The 13,923-nt window shown below is 33.6% G+C and carries 17 protein-coding genes, 1 pseudogene and 1 other annotated feature; of the genes and pseudogenes, 6 read left to right on the plus strand and 12 right to left on the minus strand.

The window, feature by feature from the left end; all coding sequences use genetic code 11:
• The first annotated feature begins 302 nt into the window (after positions 1–302).
• Entirely contained in the window at positions 303–545 is a 243-nt protein-coding gene (locus MHH69_RS10250) for a DUF2626 domain-containing protein (RefSeq protein ID WP_143963686.1), read from the plus strand.
• 41 nt (positions 546–586) lie between these two features.
• Here MHH69_RS10250 and MHH69_RS10255 read toward each other — a convergent pair whose 3' ends face one another.
• Entirely contained in the window at positions 587–1,237 is a 651-nt protein-coding gene (locus MHH69_RS10255) for an MBL fold metallo-hydrolase (RefSeq protein WP_341362258.1), read from the minus strand.
• Positions 1,238–1,403: 166 nt separating this feature from the next.
• On the opposite strand from MHH69_RS10255, the gene MHH69_RS10260 reads away from it, so the two are divergent.
• A complete protein-coding gene (locus tag MHH69_RS10260; protein ID WP_122971882.1) occupies positions 1,404–1,583 on the plus strand; it encodes a DUF2759 domain-containing protein in 180 nt (59 codons plus the stop codon).
• 144 nt (positions 1,584–1,727) lie between these two features.
• Here the strand turns inward: MHH69_RS10260 and MHH69_RS10265 are convergent, their stop codons facing one another.
• The 4 genes from MHH69_RS10265 to rpmG all read right to left on the minus strand — a co-directional run bounded on the left by MHH69_RS10265 (position 1,728) and on the right by rpmG (position 5,178).
• Complete coding sequence (locus MHH69_RS10265) at positions 1,728–3,635, minus strand: LTA synthase family protein (RefSeq protein WP_341362259.1); 1,908 nt, start codon at positions 3,633–3,635, stop codon at positions 1,728–1,730.
• 521 nt (positions 3,636–4,156) lie between these two features.
• Positions 4,157–4,369, minus strand: coding sequence for a YqgQ family protein (locus tag MHH69_RS10270; RefSeq protein ID WP_122971884.1), 213 nt, complete (start codon positions 4,367–4,369; stop codon positions 4,157–4,159).
• Positions 4,366–4,953, minus strand: coding sequence for a 5-formyltetrahydrofolate cyclo-ligase (locus tag MHH69_RS10275; protein ID WP_341362260.1), 588 nt, complete (start codon positions 4,951–4,953; stop codon positions 4,366–4,368). Before MHH69_RS10275 ends, MHH69_RS10270 begins: the two co-directional genes overlap by 4 nt.
• Positions 4,954–5,028: 75 nt before the next feature.
• Entirely contained in the window at positions 5,029–5,178 is a 150-nt protein-coding gene (gene rpmG / locus MHH69_RS10280) for a 50S ribosomal protein L33 (protein WP_008408521.1), read from the minus strand.
• A gap of 162 nt (positions 5,179–5,340) precedes the next feature.
• Here rpmG and MHH69_RS10285 point away from each other — a divergent pair, with 162 nt between their 5' ends.
• Both MHH69_RS10285 and MHH69_RS10290 read left to right on the plus strand, forming a co-directional pair.
• Complete coding sequence (locus MHH69_RS10285) at positions 5,341–5,736, plus strand: hypothetical protein (protein ID WP_341362261.1); 396 nt, start codon at positions 5,341–5,343, stop codon at positions 5,734–5,736.
• Between the two features lie 3 nt (positions 5,737–5,739).
• Positions 5,740–6,231: an endolytic transglycosylase MltG gene (locus MHH69_RS10290; RefSeq protein WP_122971887.1), complete on the plus strand. Its 492-nt coding sequence runs from the start codon at positions 5,740–5,742 to the stop codon at positions 6,229–6,231.
• Positions 6,232–6,249: 18 nt separating this feature from the next.
• Here MHH69_RS10290 and MHH69_RS10295 read toward each other — a convergent pair whose 3' ends face one another.
• Positions 6,250–7,140 carry a LysR family transcriptional regulator gene (locus MHH69_RS10295; protein WP_341362262.1) on the minus strand — a complete coding sequence of 297 codons (891 nt, stop codon included), beginning with the start codon at positions 7,138–7,140 and terminating at the stop codon, positions 6,250–6,252.
• 132 nt (positions 7,141–7,272) lie between these two features.
• Between MHH69_RS10295 and MHH69_RS10300 the strand changes: the two are divergent.
• Positions 7,273–8,488, plus strand: a pseudogene (locus tag MHH69_RS10300) (MFS transporter).
• A gap of 18 nt (positions 8,489–8,506) precedes the next feature.
• Positions 8,507–8,977: a glutathione peroxidase gene (locus MHH69_RS10305; RefSeq protein ID WP_122971904.1), complete on the plus strand. Its 471-nt coding sequence runs from the start codon at positions 8,507–8,509 to the stop codon at positions 8,975–8,977.
• 44 nt (positions 8,978–9,021) lie between these two features.
• Here the strand turns inward: MHH69_RS10305 and MHH69_RS10310 are convergent, their stop codons facing one another.
• The 6 genes from MHH69_RS10310 to phoU form a co-directional block, all read right to left on the minus strand.
• Entirely contained in the window at positions 9,022–9,879 is an 858-nt protein-coding gene (locus MHH69_RS10310; RefSeq protein ID WP_122971890.1) for a hypothetical protein, read from the minus strand.
• Positions 9,866–10,387 carry a sigma-70 family RNA polymerase sigma factor gene (locus MHH69_RS10315; protein WP_122971891.1) on the minus strand — a complete coding sequence of 174 codons (522 nt, stop codon included), beginning with the start codon at positions 10,385–10,387 and terminating at the stop codon, positions 9,866–9,868. Before MHH69_RS10315 ends, MHH69_RS10310 begins: the two co-directional genes overlap by 14 nt.
• A gap of 89 nt (positions 10,388–10,476) precedes the next feature.
• A complete protein-coding gene (locus MHH69_RS10320; RefSeq protein ID WP_158599692.1) occupies positions 10,477–10,833 on the minus strand; it encodes a DUF5071 domain-containing protein in 357 nt (118 codons plus the stop codon).
• Between the two features lie 24 nt (positions 10,834–10,857).
• The gene (locus tag MHH69_RS10325; protein ID WP_122971893.1) at positions 10,858–11,442 is read right to left on the minus strand and encodes an anthranilate synthase component II; all 585 of its coding nucleotides are present in this window, start codon (positions 11,440–11,442) and stop codon (positions 10,858–10,860) included.
• Positions 11,439–12,827, minus strand: a complete 1,389-nt coding sequence (gene trpE, locus MHH69_RS10330) for an anthranilate synthase component I (RefSeq protein WP_122971894.1) — start codon at positions 12,825–12,827, stop codon at positions 11,439–11,441. Before trpE ends, MHH69_RS10325 begins: the two co-directional genes overlap by 4 nt.
• Positions 12,828–12,925: 98 nt before the next feature.
• Positions 12,926–13,152: a binding site (T-box leader), on the minus strand.
• 95 nt (positions 13,153–13,247) lie between these two features.
• Positions 13,248–13,907: a phosphate signaling complex protein PhoU gene (gene phoU, locus MHH69_RS10335; RefSeq protein ID WP_122971895.1), complete on the minus strand. Its 660-nt coding sequence runs from the start codon at positions 13,905–13,907 to the stop codon at positions 13,248–13,250.
• Positions 13,908–13,923: the final 16 nt, after the last annotated feature.

The raw sequence follows: 13,923 nt of genomic DNA on the forward strand, positions 1-13,923 counted from the left end.
CTTTAATAATGAAGGTTAAAATATAAAATAGAAGGAAAATATTATTTTCATTACGTATGACCGTTTAAAAAATCGTAATTAACAAATAATGAAATTAAACTGCTTTTTCTATTCCATTGAAAACCTTACCAAAAGTTAACGTTTATTTCCATTTTAAATAGGAGAAAAAAAGATAAAACGTTCTCTAAATTTTAATTTGTTTGTCACAAACAAAATGGAAGTAGCAGTTTACATTATCCTTACCAATCATTTATAATAAAAGTTGAGATTATTGAGTCACATGGCAAAAGGAGGGATTCTTCATGAGCAACATGTATAAAGTTATGGCATTCTGGACTGGTATTTTTGCCGTTATGTTCTACCTTGGTGATATGTACGAGGTTTCGCTATTATTCGTTGGTAATACAATTTTATTTATATTATTAGGCTTCTTAAACCTAACAGAACGCATGTACATGTACATTTTCGGAGCTTATTTAACTATATTCTTCGCTGGATTTACGTATTATACTACATTTATCCATGTACCTGGTGCTGGCCATTAAAAAAAGACATCGACTGTTTGTTCAGTCGATGTTTTTTCTTTTTACCCTTCGTAACCATTTAAAAATGGATTCATATCCATTTCAGCTTGTGGCGTTGTATAGGAGCCATGTCCAGGGTAAATAATTGTATCCTCTGGTAATACTAATAATTTTTCATGGATAGATTGAAGAAGTACTTTTAAAGACCCTTCAAGTAAATCTGTTCTACCAATACTTCTTTCAAAAAGTGTATCCCCTACGATGGCAAAGCCATCCTCTTCAAAAATATACGAAATACTTCCAGGAGAATGACCAGGAGTGAATACAGCTTTGAATGTAAAACCATCGATGTTAAACGTTTGCTCTTTGCGAATTATATGAGCTTCTTCTGGTTTATTTACAATATAATTTGGAAGTTCTGCATATTTACCAGAGCCGTTTTTCATTGGATCTCCAAGCCAGCTCACTTCCCGTTCATGTACATATAATGGTAAATCAAACAGTTCCCTTAATTCATCCACTGCTCCAATATGGTCAAAATGGGTATGGGTCAAAAAGATTGCCTTTGGTTTTAATTGATTGGAACGTATCACATTAATTATTTTTGAAGCTTCTTCACCTGGGTCGAATAGAATGCAGTCCTTTTGCTTATTACTAACAATATAACAGTTTGTTTGAACAGGACCTAAACTAAAAACTTTTACATTTAACATCAATCATCACCTCTTGATTATTATACATGGATAAGAAAAAAATTACATTGAACGTTCAAATAAACTGTGTTTTTTGTTCTCGACAAAAAGATGTAAGTGCTTTACAATAAAGAAGGAATATTGTCTACGACATTCAACTTCTAATGTCTAAAGGAGTGTCATCTTAATGAACTTATTAATGGTTATTTTCGCTTTAGTAGCAATCTTTGCTGTAGTAAATTTATTCCAAGCAATTAAAGAAAAAAATATTCTTGCTTTAGTTTTCAGTATTGCTACAGCTGCAATTTTCGGTTGGTTTGTAGTCATGACAGTTTTAAACCAAGGTTACCCACCAAAATTGCACTAATTCATTGTAAAAGACGAGGTATCAAAAGATACTTCGTCTTTTTCGTTTCTTTAACAGTATTGTTAAAGAACATTTAGGTTATCCAGCGTCATTGAATAAGTTAAAAACAAAAGGGCCATTTCATTTGTGAAATGACCCTTTTCGTTATTCTTTCTCTTCTTTTATTACATTTTGTTTTAAATTCCCTGTATCTTCATCATAAAAACGTAATAAATCGCCATTAATAATTTGATCAGAATATTCAAGTTCGATTAAAGCACGGTCAATGTATGGTTGACACGCGTCAATTTCTATTTCTTCGCCTGTTCCCCGATCGTAACATACTTCACCCGCGTAAACTAATTGATCTGTCACAAAACGACCATCCCGGAATATAACGAAATCTTCATGTTCTTCTGAGAACATATCGTCACCTAGTTGCATGTCATTTGAAGTATCAATTCCTAAAAGGTGTAAAATCGTCGGACGAATATCAATTTGACCTGAAGTTTTATCAATTACTTGACCATCGTTCGATCCTGGAATATGGATAAATAACGGTACCGATTGCAATAATGCACTATCATAGGCAGTAATCTCTTCCTTACCTAAATATTGCGCCATTGCTTTATTATGGTTTTCCGAAATACCATAATGGTCACCGTACATGACAATAATGGAGTTATCGTAAAGACCTGCTTCTTTTAACTCTTCAAAGAATATTTTAATGGATTCATCTAAATAACGAACCGTTTGGAAATAACGATTCAGTGTTCCAGAATTTGAATTATATTCTGGAATCATAATATCCTCTTCCGTTAAAGTAAATGGATAATGGTTTGTTAATGTGATCATACGCGTAGCAAAAGGTTGCTCCATCTCAGTCATCATATCAACGGACTGTTCGAAAAATGGAATATCTTTTAATCCCCAGTTCACAGAGTTTTCATCTGTTACATCATAGGAATCGACATCGTAAAATTTCTGAATATCTAACGATTGATAAATGACATCCCGATTCCAAAAAGATGCATTGTTGGAATGCATGACACTTGTAAAATAACCATTTTCATTTAATTTTTCAGACATCGAATTATACGTATTCCCACCATGAGTAAAGAACACTGCACCACTGCCTAAGCCAAACAATGAATTTTCTACTATAAATTCAGAATCGCTTGTTTTCCCTAATCCAGTTTGGTGATAGAAGTCACTGAAATAATACGTATCTTTATCTTGTGTAAGAGAATTTAAGAAAGGTGTTACTACTTCCCCATTCATTGTATTATTTATCACAAAATTTTGGAGTGATTCTAATTGTACAAAAATGACATTACGTCCTTTATACTTACCAAACATTTCTTCATTAATGGCAGATTGGTTTGCTTGCACATAGTTATCTACTTCCACAAGTTCACTGCCATCCGCTAATGCTCTTTGCGCACTTGATTTCGATTGAACATAAATATCATACAGATGATAGTTATATGTCCCAATATTTTTTACTAATAATTCACGATCAAATGCACGGGTTAATAATTGTGGGCGTTCCGTTTCCGCTAATCCTAAATTTAAGAACACCATTGCAACAGCTAATACAAAATAAGCACGACGAATTTCTTTACGAATTGGTGTTGTTTCTTGTAATTTTGGTAAAAATTTAATAGCTAAAATTAAAACAACAACATCTGTGAAGTAAAAAATATCGTACCAGTTAATAATTTCCGTTACTGAAGTGCCTAAATCTCCGAAATTGCTAGTTTGGAATAAAACTGCTAATGTAATGAAATCATTATAGAATCGATAAAACGCAACATTAGCAAATAATACAATCGCCAGAAGAACACTTACTGTTATTAAGTAACGATGGCGTACTTTTGCCGTTTTAAAAAATAATGAAATCCCATAAGCAAATAATAAGAAACTTAATGGGTTTATTATTAAAATAAGCTCTTGCATTGCGTTTTCAATGTCCATTTCAAAACTTGTATGGTAGACAATCACAGTTTTGATCCAAGTCGTCAGTATAGCTATAGCTAAAATCGAATGTTTAGGCCATTTAGAAAAATTCATTCCAAAACATCCTTTCCACATAATTGATACATAGATATAAACATAAATTTCTATTGAAATTTACACAAAAAAATAAATTGCTAAGTTTGAAAACAAATTTTATCTTAATCTTCATTCCTTTAATTATCAATATAATATGTATACAAAAATTTCAAAAACAATAGTGGGTATACATCATGAAATTGATAACATTTAAGATAACATTATATTAATGACAACAAACAAACCTTTATACCGCTTAGATTTGGAACGTTTTTTAATTTTTTTGTACATACTTTTCTCTAATTTAGCAAGAAGTATTAATTATCTTTCAAAAAAGTACGGAACATTACAAATATTAAAGAACTATATTATTATTTACGTTTTATTTACAAAAAAGTTCCCAAATGAAAACAGTGGCAAATAAATCCACTGTCAATTTAATGTATATAATTAACAATTATTAACAATATAATACCACTTAAAACATAATATATGGTAATTTTTTTGAAATTATTTAATAATTTTTAAATTCATGACGATTATTGCATTTTTTTCTCTTCCTGTTCTAGCCGTGATAACTCTTGTTTGATTAGGAGCATTGCTGACTGAAAGTCTTTTGGTTCAAGAACCTTTGCTTTATATAGCTCCCGAATTTCATCTTCCATTAATAATAAATCTCCAATTCGATCTCTTGTATAAATAAATGTTCCATATTGTTTTAGTAAATCATATATATCTTTCATTGTTTTCATTTTGACGTCCCCTTTCGATTTGCGACACAATCAATTCGCGATGTCTCAGTAATGATAAGATCCACTGGTATATCAAAGGTTTCAACTGGTACTTCATCTACAATTTGGATATTAAAAGCAAGGGAAATTAACTGACCTTTAAATTTTGTTAAATAGCGATCATAATAACCGCCACCGTAACCAATCCGGTAACCATTATAATCAAAGACGATTCCTGGCACGATTATACAATCAATTTCTTCAGCAGTAACAAGTTCCGTACATTGGAGAATCGGTTCTAATAAATCCATATATACAATTTCAAGCTGTTGAAAATTCTCAATTGTATAAAAGTCCATCGTAAGATTTACTGGATGACATTTTGGAACAACGACTTTTTTATTCATGTTCCATAAAGATTCTATTATTTCTTTCGTATGAACTTCCCTTTTACGGGAAATCGTGATAGCAATCGTATTCCCTTCGATAATAGAAGGCTCTTTTAATAACTGTTCTTTCATGTACATAGAGGATTGTCTGAATCGATCATCGGACAGATCATTTAACGCTTTTCTTATTTGGTTTCTCAATTGTTTTTTATCCAAATTTACCATCCCCTAAATCCTTTTATCCATTTATAATTAAAAAGCCAAAACCACAAGTGGTTTTGGCAATAATGCTTACTTAGTTTCACGGTGAAGAGTGTATTTCTTCTCGCGAGAGCAATATTTTTTAAGTTCAAGACGTTCTGGATTATTACGTTTGTTCTTTTTAGAAATGTAGTTACGTTCACCACAATCTGTGCAAGCTAATGTAATGTTTACGCGCATTATTAACCCTCCCACTCTATATAAAGACTTTAATTTCATTTGAGCATGATTTATACGACTAAATCATTATAACATAAATAGAAAAAAAATCTAGCATCATTTATTATTAACTTTTCTTATGCTAAAATAACTTAAAATAGTAAAAAAGACGGAGGAACAACAGTGGATTTATCAATGATTTTAATGATCATCGGCATTGTTTGTATTGTTGTATCATTTTTCCTAAAAGATACATCTAAACGAATTGAAAAAGACTTAGAAGACTTATCAATTAGTATTTACCAAGAAACAAATTCATTAAAAAAGCGGTTGAAAATAGTAGAAGAGGAGTTGCTTCTTGAACCAAACTTTTCCATTAAATCGGCACCTACACCGAAAATAAAAGAAACATCGGTACAAAAAAAACAACCAACAACTGTTCAACAGAAGCAAGTCAATGAAATATTAGTATCTCAAGTGATCCAACTTAATAAACAAGGCTATCCGATTGAGGAAATTAGCAAAATGTCTACTTTATCTACACAACAAATTTTATCGATATTACGAGATGGGAGATAGACGATGAAAAGATCATCTTTGCGTAGCTTCGGTATTGCTTGTTTTATCATTGGAATGGTCATGACGATGTCAAATAAGTTCCATATTCCATTCCTTTCATCAGACGATGTCTCCAACGAAGAACAATATAAAGAACAAATTACCCAATTGGAACATCAGCTAGAAGAAGCAAAAGAACAAATCGCCGTATTAGAACAAAAGGAACAAACTACTTCACAAAAACTAGAAACAACGAACGAAAATACGACGACAAAAGACGAAGTAACAGATGAAGAAGTAGTGAGTGGCACTTTATATATTTACTCTGGTTTAACAGTAGCAGAAATTGCTCAAAAACTAAAAGATATGGGCATTATACATAACAGTGTTGAATTAGAACTATTTTTAGCTCAACCTGAATACGCAAAATCAATACAAAAGGGACAATTTGAATTAAATTCATCTATGTCTATTGAAGAAATCGCTAATATTATTACTGGAAAACAACCAGCTTAACATAAAGGGGAAGGCTATTTAAGCCTTCCCCTTTTTCTTGAAATAACTTCTTATATATTCAACAAACATTATTGTGGCGGAGCTTTTAAAACGGCTTTTCATAAAGGCCAATCCAATTTCTCGTTTACAATTTCGGGCATCAACTCGAATAATTTTTAGTTTATATTGTTCTAATCCTTTAATATAAGGGATCAATGAAACGCCTAAACCACTTTCCACTAACCCAGCAACCGTATGTACTTCCTCCCCTTCGAAAGCAACGTTTAATTGGAAACCTTCCCTTTTAAATAAATCATCCACTGATTTTCTTAATGAGTTCCCTTTCTTTATACAAATAAAGGGATCATGGGCAAAATCCTTTATTTTTACCATCTGTTTATTAGCTAATCTATGACTTTCAGGTACAATGAAAAAAATTTCTTCTTCCCACAACTTTTCCCAAACAATCTCCTCATTTGAATCTACCGAAGAAATTAAACATACATCCAACTCTCCTGCTTCGAGCTTTTTTAAAATAGAGCTGGAGTTACTTTGGGTTAGTAGAAATTTCATTTGAGGATAAACTTTTTTCACATCCGTCATGAGGGAAGGAATAATTTCTAAACCAAGAGTATGCATAAATCCAATCGATACTTCCCCTTGACCAGGTGAAACTAAATTTGCTAAATCTTCTTTTGCCCTTTCATATTCCTTTACAATATATTCTGCTCGCTCTAAAAAGAACTTTCCATACCGATTTAATTGAATCGAACGACCGTTTCGATCAAACAATGCCACACCTAAAGATTCTTCTAATAAGGAAATGGATTTACTTAAGGCAGGCTGGGTAATATGTAAATGTTGAGCAGCCTGGGACATATTTTCATATTTAGCCACCAATATAAAATATTGAAGGGAATTAAAATCCATTTTCCGTCTCCTTATTACTTTTATTTATAAGACAAATAAAAATTATGAATTATCATTATATGATTTCACTTATTATAATAAATGTAATACGAAAGTACAAAATGTTAATTTTTTCAAAAGAGGCGAACCAACATGAGTTATTTACAAAGAGGGACAAAGGAATTTCATTTAGCCAATTTAGCACTTTTTGCAGCTGGCTTTATTACCTTTGCCAATTTATATGTCACACAGCCATTATTCCCCCAATTTACTGAACAATATGGCGTATCACCTGCCGTCGCAAGCCTCTCCCTCTCCCTATCTACCTGGTGTTTTATCCGTTAGTTTAATTTTATGTGGTTCGTTATCAGAAGCTTGGGGTCGTAAACGCTTAATGACGATTTCCATCTTTCTTTCATCTTTACTAACCATTGTTCTTGCTGTTTCACCTACCTTTGAAACTCTATTACTATTACGCATTATCCAAGGCTTTGTCTTTGCAGGTGTTCCTGCTATCGCCATGGCTTACTTAGGTGAAGAAGTTCATCCAAGTAGTCTTGGCGTTGCTATGGGATTATATATAAGTGGCAATTCCGTCGGTGGATTAGCTGGTCGCATTATTATGGGAACGATGTCTGACTTTTTCAGCTGGCAAATCGGCATGGTTGTTTTAGGCGTCATCAGTTTCCTTGTTAGTCTTTATTTTGTTTGGGCTTTACCAGCATCAAAACATTTTACCCCACGGCAACTGAAGCTGAAACCTTTAGCTAAATCGTTATTTTCCCATTTAAAGGACCCTGGATTAATTTGTTTGTTCGGTATTGCTTTTACATTGATGGGAAGCTTTGTCACACTGTATAACTATATCAGTTATAAATTAATGGGAGCCCCCTATCATTTAAGCGCAGGCGTTGTAGGTTGGATTTTTCTCGTTTACTTAGTTGGTACCTTTAGTTCAACTTGGTTCGGTAGCTTGTCAGATAAATTTGGAAAACAAAAAGTATTGTTAACTGGCATTACAATTATGTTTACGGGAGCGTTATTAACTTTACCTGTACATTTATTTATAAAAATTTTAGGAATTGTCATTTATACGTTCGGCTTTTTTGGCGCCCATTCCATTGCTAGTGGCTGGGTAAGTTCCCGCGCGAAAAAAGATAAAGCTCAAGCATCCTCCCTTTATTTATTTGCCTATTATTTCGGCTCAAGTGTAGGCGGTACGACAGGTGGTCTTTTCTGGTCAAGCTGGGGCTGGAATGGTGTTATTGGATTTATCAGTTCTTTTTTAATTACTTCTTTCACGCTAGCTGTTACACTAATAGTGTTAAATCGGAAAGAAAAAATGTTGGAAGACCATCTCCAATATTAAGAAAGAGAGTGAATGATGATGAACATTTATGACTTTGATGTAACTGCAGAAAATGGTGAGAAATATTCTTTGGAACGATACAAAGGGAAAGTATTGCTCATTGTGAACACTGCAACAAAATGTGGATTAGCTGGCCAATTTAGTGAATTGGAAGAACTTTATCAAAAATATCATTCCCAAGGTCTTGAAATTCTTGGTTTTCCTTCAGATCAATTCAAACAAGAATTAACTACAGGAAATGAAGCAGCGGAAGCTTGTCGTCTTACATATGGGGTAACTTTCCCGATGCACGACATTATTAAAGTAAACGGCGAAGAAGCCCATCCACTTTTCCAATATTTAACGGAAAAAACAAAAGGTTTTTTAGGAAAAAACGTTAAATGGAACTTTACGAAATTTTTAGTAGACCGAGACGGAAATGTTGTGGAACGATTCGCTCCAACGGATAAACCGTCCAAATTTGAAAAAGAAATTGCTAAATTACTATAAAATGAGGAAGGACACGTTGCTTGAAAAGCCCGTGTCCTTTTTCACTACCACAATGGTTCATCTTCTTTCGTAAAGCTAATTGTAAAATTGGAAATATAAAAAATATGGAAGATTGCAACGAGTGTAAAGGGAAAACCGATTAGTTGAAAAGGAATTCCTAACATACCTAAACTATAAAAACTAAGAAATGGAACGAAGAATGGTAGTATATTTCTCGATTTTTTACTTTGAAAAATCTGCTCGCCGCAATGATAACATTGGGTTCGAAAACTGCCTAAAGAGTTTTTGAATCGTCCTTTTTTTGAAATTTGATGACCGCAATGAGGGCAATTTGGTAAATGTTTATGGCGGATTGACCATAATAGTAATAAACAATTATTTAAAAGAACAAACAAAACGATAAGAAATTTTATTGCCTCAAGGGATTGACTGACAATTGTAAAACTGCCTATCCCTAGTAATAAAGATCCACCCACAAACCATCGTATGATCAACTTCTTTGAAAATCCCCTAATATAATGAATCCCTTTTTTCTCCCGCCATCTTTCCGTTTTTAGTAATACTGTAATCGTTAATAATAAAGCTAAACATTCAAGAATGATTAATCCTATAAACCAATAAAATGTAGCATCTAAATGTAGAAAAATATTTGATAAGTAATTTTCACTTTGGACAGTCGCATTAGTGAAATTGACACGGTTCTCTTTGAAAAGGATAAAGAAAAAAGCTAACCCAGCAAAAAAGGTTGTTAAAACAATTGGGTAACCCCAATTTCTTTTAGAAGTTTGTTCTATATTTTCATTGATAATTTTTCGAACTATTTCTTCCTTTGTTTCGGTACTTAAATGGATATTCCCATCCAATTCTTTTTTCCACAACTGTTGTAAATCATTCATTTCCATTGAGTAACACCTCCAAATCTACGCCTTTTAGTTTCTCTTTTAAAACAGTTCTAGCTTTTTGCAATCTTGATTTAACTGTTGATTCAGGAATACTTAAAATTTCTGCAATCTCTTTCGTTGTATGGTCTGCATAATAATAAAATAAGAGAACTTCTCGTAATTTAACATTTAATGAAAATACCGCTTCGGTAACTTCCATCTTTTCTTCTTTTTCAATGTATTTTCTTTCTATATTTTTTGTTTGCCCTCGAATATGGAATTTTCCAATGAGTAATTCCTTTTTATTTTTCCAACTTCTTAAATAATCGGTACATCGATGAACCGTTATTTTTGTTAAATACGTTTTTAGCGACGCTTCACCACGAAACTGTTCTTGTTTTTTATAATAAGTAAGAAAAACATCTTGAATCATTTCTTCCGCTATCCGCTGGTCTTTAACATATGTATAGGCGATTCTTAATAAGTAATCACCGTAAAGTTCAATTATTTCTTCTAAATGATCATGCACTGACTTCCCTCCCTTTCAACTATATAGACGAGAAAAATGAACTTTTGGACGAAAAAAGCACACAAAAAATTTTTGCGTGCGAGAAGGATTTATATAAAACTATCTAAAACAGTTTGGGCAACTTCATGCAATTTCCTTTTTCTCTCTTCATCTGTTGGGAGCTGGGCTATTCTTTGTAATTGCTCTTCTAAAGCAATCTTTACAAAAAAAGGCAGCTTACAAATTACATTTTCCATCATCCATTTCTTTAAATCGTAATCCATTGCTTCGCCTTCTAATAATTCAAAAATGAACGGCGTAATCTCCGCTGGATATTGAAGTAATAGTTCAGCTAATCCTTCGTTTCTCTCTATTTCCCCTACTTTTAACCATTCTAAAACGAAAGGTAAATTACTTCTTTTCTCTTCCTCAGATAATGTTAACAATTGTTCTACACTCGCTTCCAAGTATACCCATCCCTTTTTAAGCAGTTAGTTGTTTATTCGTTGAATATGATGTAAAAACGACTCTATTAAGTGGGTACCTTTTTCCGTTCCTATCGATTCTGGATGGAATTGTAAACCGAAGACCGGAAATTGTTTATGTTGAATCGCCATCACTTCCCCATCATCCTTCGAAGTTGCAACAATTTCTAAATCTTGATGCAATGTTGTTCGATCAATTATGAGAGAGTGGTAGCGCATTACTGAAATTTCCCCGTCCATTTTTTCAAACATTCCCTTTTGCTCATAATTTAAAGTAGAAAGTTTTCCATGCATAATATTGTTTGCCCGTAAAACTGTACTTCCAAAGGCTTCTCCAATTGATTGATGACCTAGACATATGCCTAGTATTGGAAACTCTTTATATAATTCTTTAACGACGGAAACTGTAATCCCTGCTTCCTTTGGCGTTCCAGGACCTGGTGATAGAACAATCGCTTCTGGCTTTAATTGACGAATGGATTCAATGGAAATCGCATCATTACGAATGACTTCAACGTTTTTTCCGAGGCTAGCGATTTGTTGATATAGATTATAAGTAAATGAGTCGTAATTATCGATTAGTAAAATCATATGGATACCTCCAAGAGTGCCTTCGCCTTATTTAACGTTTCTTCATATTCCAATTCGGGTATCGAATCATAAACAATTCCTGCACCCGCTTGAACCATTGCCTTATTGTCTTTTACGACCATTGTACGAATCGCTAATGCTAGATCCATATTGCCATTTACTGAAATGTAGCCAATTGCTCCAGCATAAACCCCACGCTTTAATGGTTCCAAATCATTAATAATTTGCATTGCGCGAATTTTCGGTGCACCGGAAACTGTTCCTGCAGGTAAACAGGAGATTAATACGTCGAGCACATGCATATTATCACATAATTCACCTGTTACTTCTGAAACAATATGAATGACATGTTTATACCGTTCAATCGTCATGTATTTGACCACTTCAACGGTCCCGACCTTACTTACTCGCCCTATATCATTACGCCCTAAATCTACAAGCATTCGATGCTCTGCTACTTCCTTTTCATCATTTAAAAGCAGCTGTTCGATTTTACTGTCCTCTTCCTTTGTTTTTCCCCTCGGTTTTGTACCAGCGATTGGGTTTGTCGTAACTTTTCCGTCACGTACCTTTACTAAGCTTTCCGGTGACGTACCAAGAATTGTATATTCATCGAACTCCATATAAAACATATATGGTGACGGATTGGATGTACGTAATTTTCGATATAACGAAAAAGGGTTCCCTTTAAAGCCAGAAGTAAATCGTTGGGATAATACTACTTGGAAAATATCCCCCCGTTCTATATGCTCCTTCGCTTTTTGAACCATATGAACAAAATGTTCCTTCTCCATTGTCGGTTTAAATTGAATCGAGTAGGAAGCTTCTTCATTAAAGGGTATACTTTGTTTAATTTGTTGTTCAAGTTGTTGGATTGCCTTTTTCATTTCCTCTTCCGAACGACCTGTATGAAACAAATCGATGGCTGCAATAAACACTTTTTGTAATAAATGATCAAACACGATAAAAGTATCGTAAAAATATACATGAACGTCAGGCATATTTAATTCATCTTCCAACACTTCCCCAATGTTTTCATAATAAAAGGCAGTGTCATACCCGAAATACCCAATGGCTCCACCAAAAAAGGAGAATGGATATTGTCGATTTTGGAGCGGCATCATTTCTCTTAATTTATCTAACACCGAACCTTTTCCGACTTGTATTTCACTCCCTTTCATTTCACATACAAAGCCTTCCTGATTTCCTTTTAGTTGGGCAATAGGGTTCACTGCGATAAAGGAATAACGCCCGCTTTCTTCATGTTTAGCAGATGATTCAAATAGTACTTTGCTGGTACCTGATAAACTTTCAAAAATCGAAATGGGCGTCATCATATCCCCTTGCAATTCTTCCATGATGAAGTTTTTTACCTCTACAGTCATCTCAACTCTCTCCTTCTCTCTACTAATCTCATCTCATCTATGCACATACGTATAACTGTCATTTAGACAGCTATACAATATAAAAGGCCCTTCCATCACTAAAGGACGGAAGAGCCGTGGTGCCACCTTCATTGACTAACAATGTTTAAAAACCATTCATTAGTCCACTTAACTGTTTTTAACGTCACATCACGCTAGTACCTACTCAACATTTCAGTACTAGAAGCTAGAAAGCCCATTCATATTATGTTATGCACTAGCTTCCACCAACCGCCAGTTCTCTTTGCCACTCCATAATACTACTATTTTTCATCATCGCTTCATTATTTACTTAAAACTATTTTATTATAAATTTTTCATCTATTCAAACAATTTTCAAAAAAAATTGGAGCTCCATTGAATTTGGAGCCCCAACAAAATTTAATGATTTAAATCGAAACGTTGACCTTTTTTCAAATACAGTAAATACTCAGCAATATTCGTTGCATGGTCTGCACATCGTTCTACAAAGCGACAAATAAATGACAAATACGTAATTTGAGAAATATTTTCAGGGACAACAGAGCTTAGCTGCATCAGATGTTTAATCATATTTCCATACATTTCATCAATTTCGTCATCGTACTCAGCAATGACTTTTGCCTTAGACATGTTTTCTTCCTTGAAAGCTTCCACAACTTGTCGAAGCATTTCTGTTGATTTGTAACACATATCTTCGAGCAATTCTACAGAAGTAATAAACCGTTCATTTCCTATGCGAATTGCTTCTTTTGCGATGTTTACGGCATGATCTCCAACCCGTTCCATATCAGAAGCTGCTTTTAACAATACGATTAAACGTCGCAAATCAGTCGCAACCGGTTGTTGTCGAGTCATTAATTTAATCACGCGATCATTAATCGCTTCTTCCATACGATTAATTTCAACATCTTGAATAATGACTTGATGGGCAAGCTCAAGATCTTTTTGAAATAGTGCTTCAAAGGAATTTTCCAACGTTTCGATACTGCGGTTACTTAGCTCAATAAAATCATTTTGCAACGCTTGAATTTCATGATCAAAACGTTCTCTAGCTGACATACACAATCAATCCCTT

Origin of the sequence: Ureibacillus sp. FSL E2-3493 (genome assembly GCF_038077515.1) — a bacterium.
Lineage (GTDB): Bacteria > Bacillota > Bacilli > Bacillales_A > Planococcaceae > Ureibacillus > Ureibacillus halotolerans.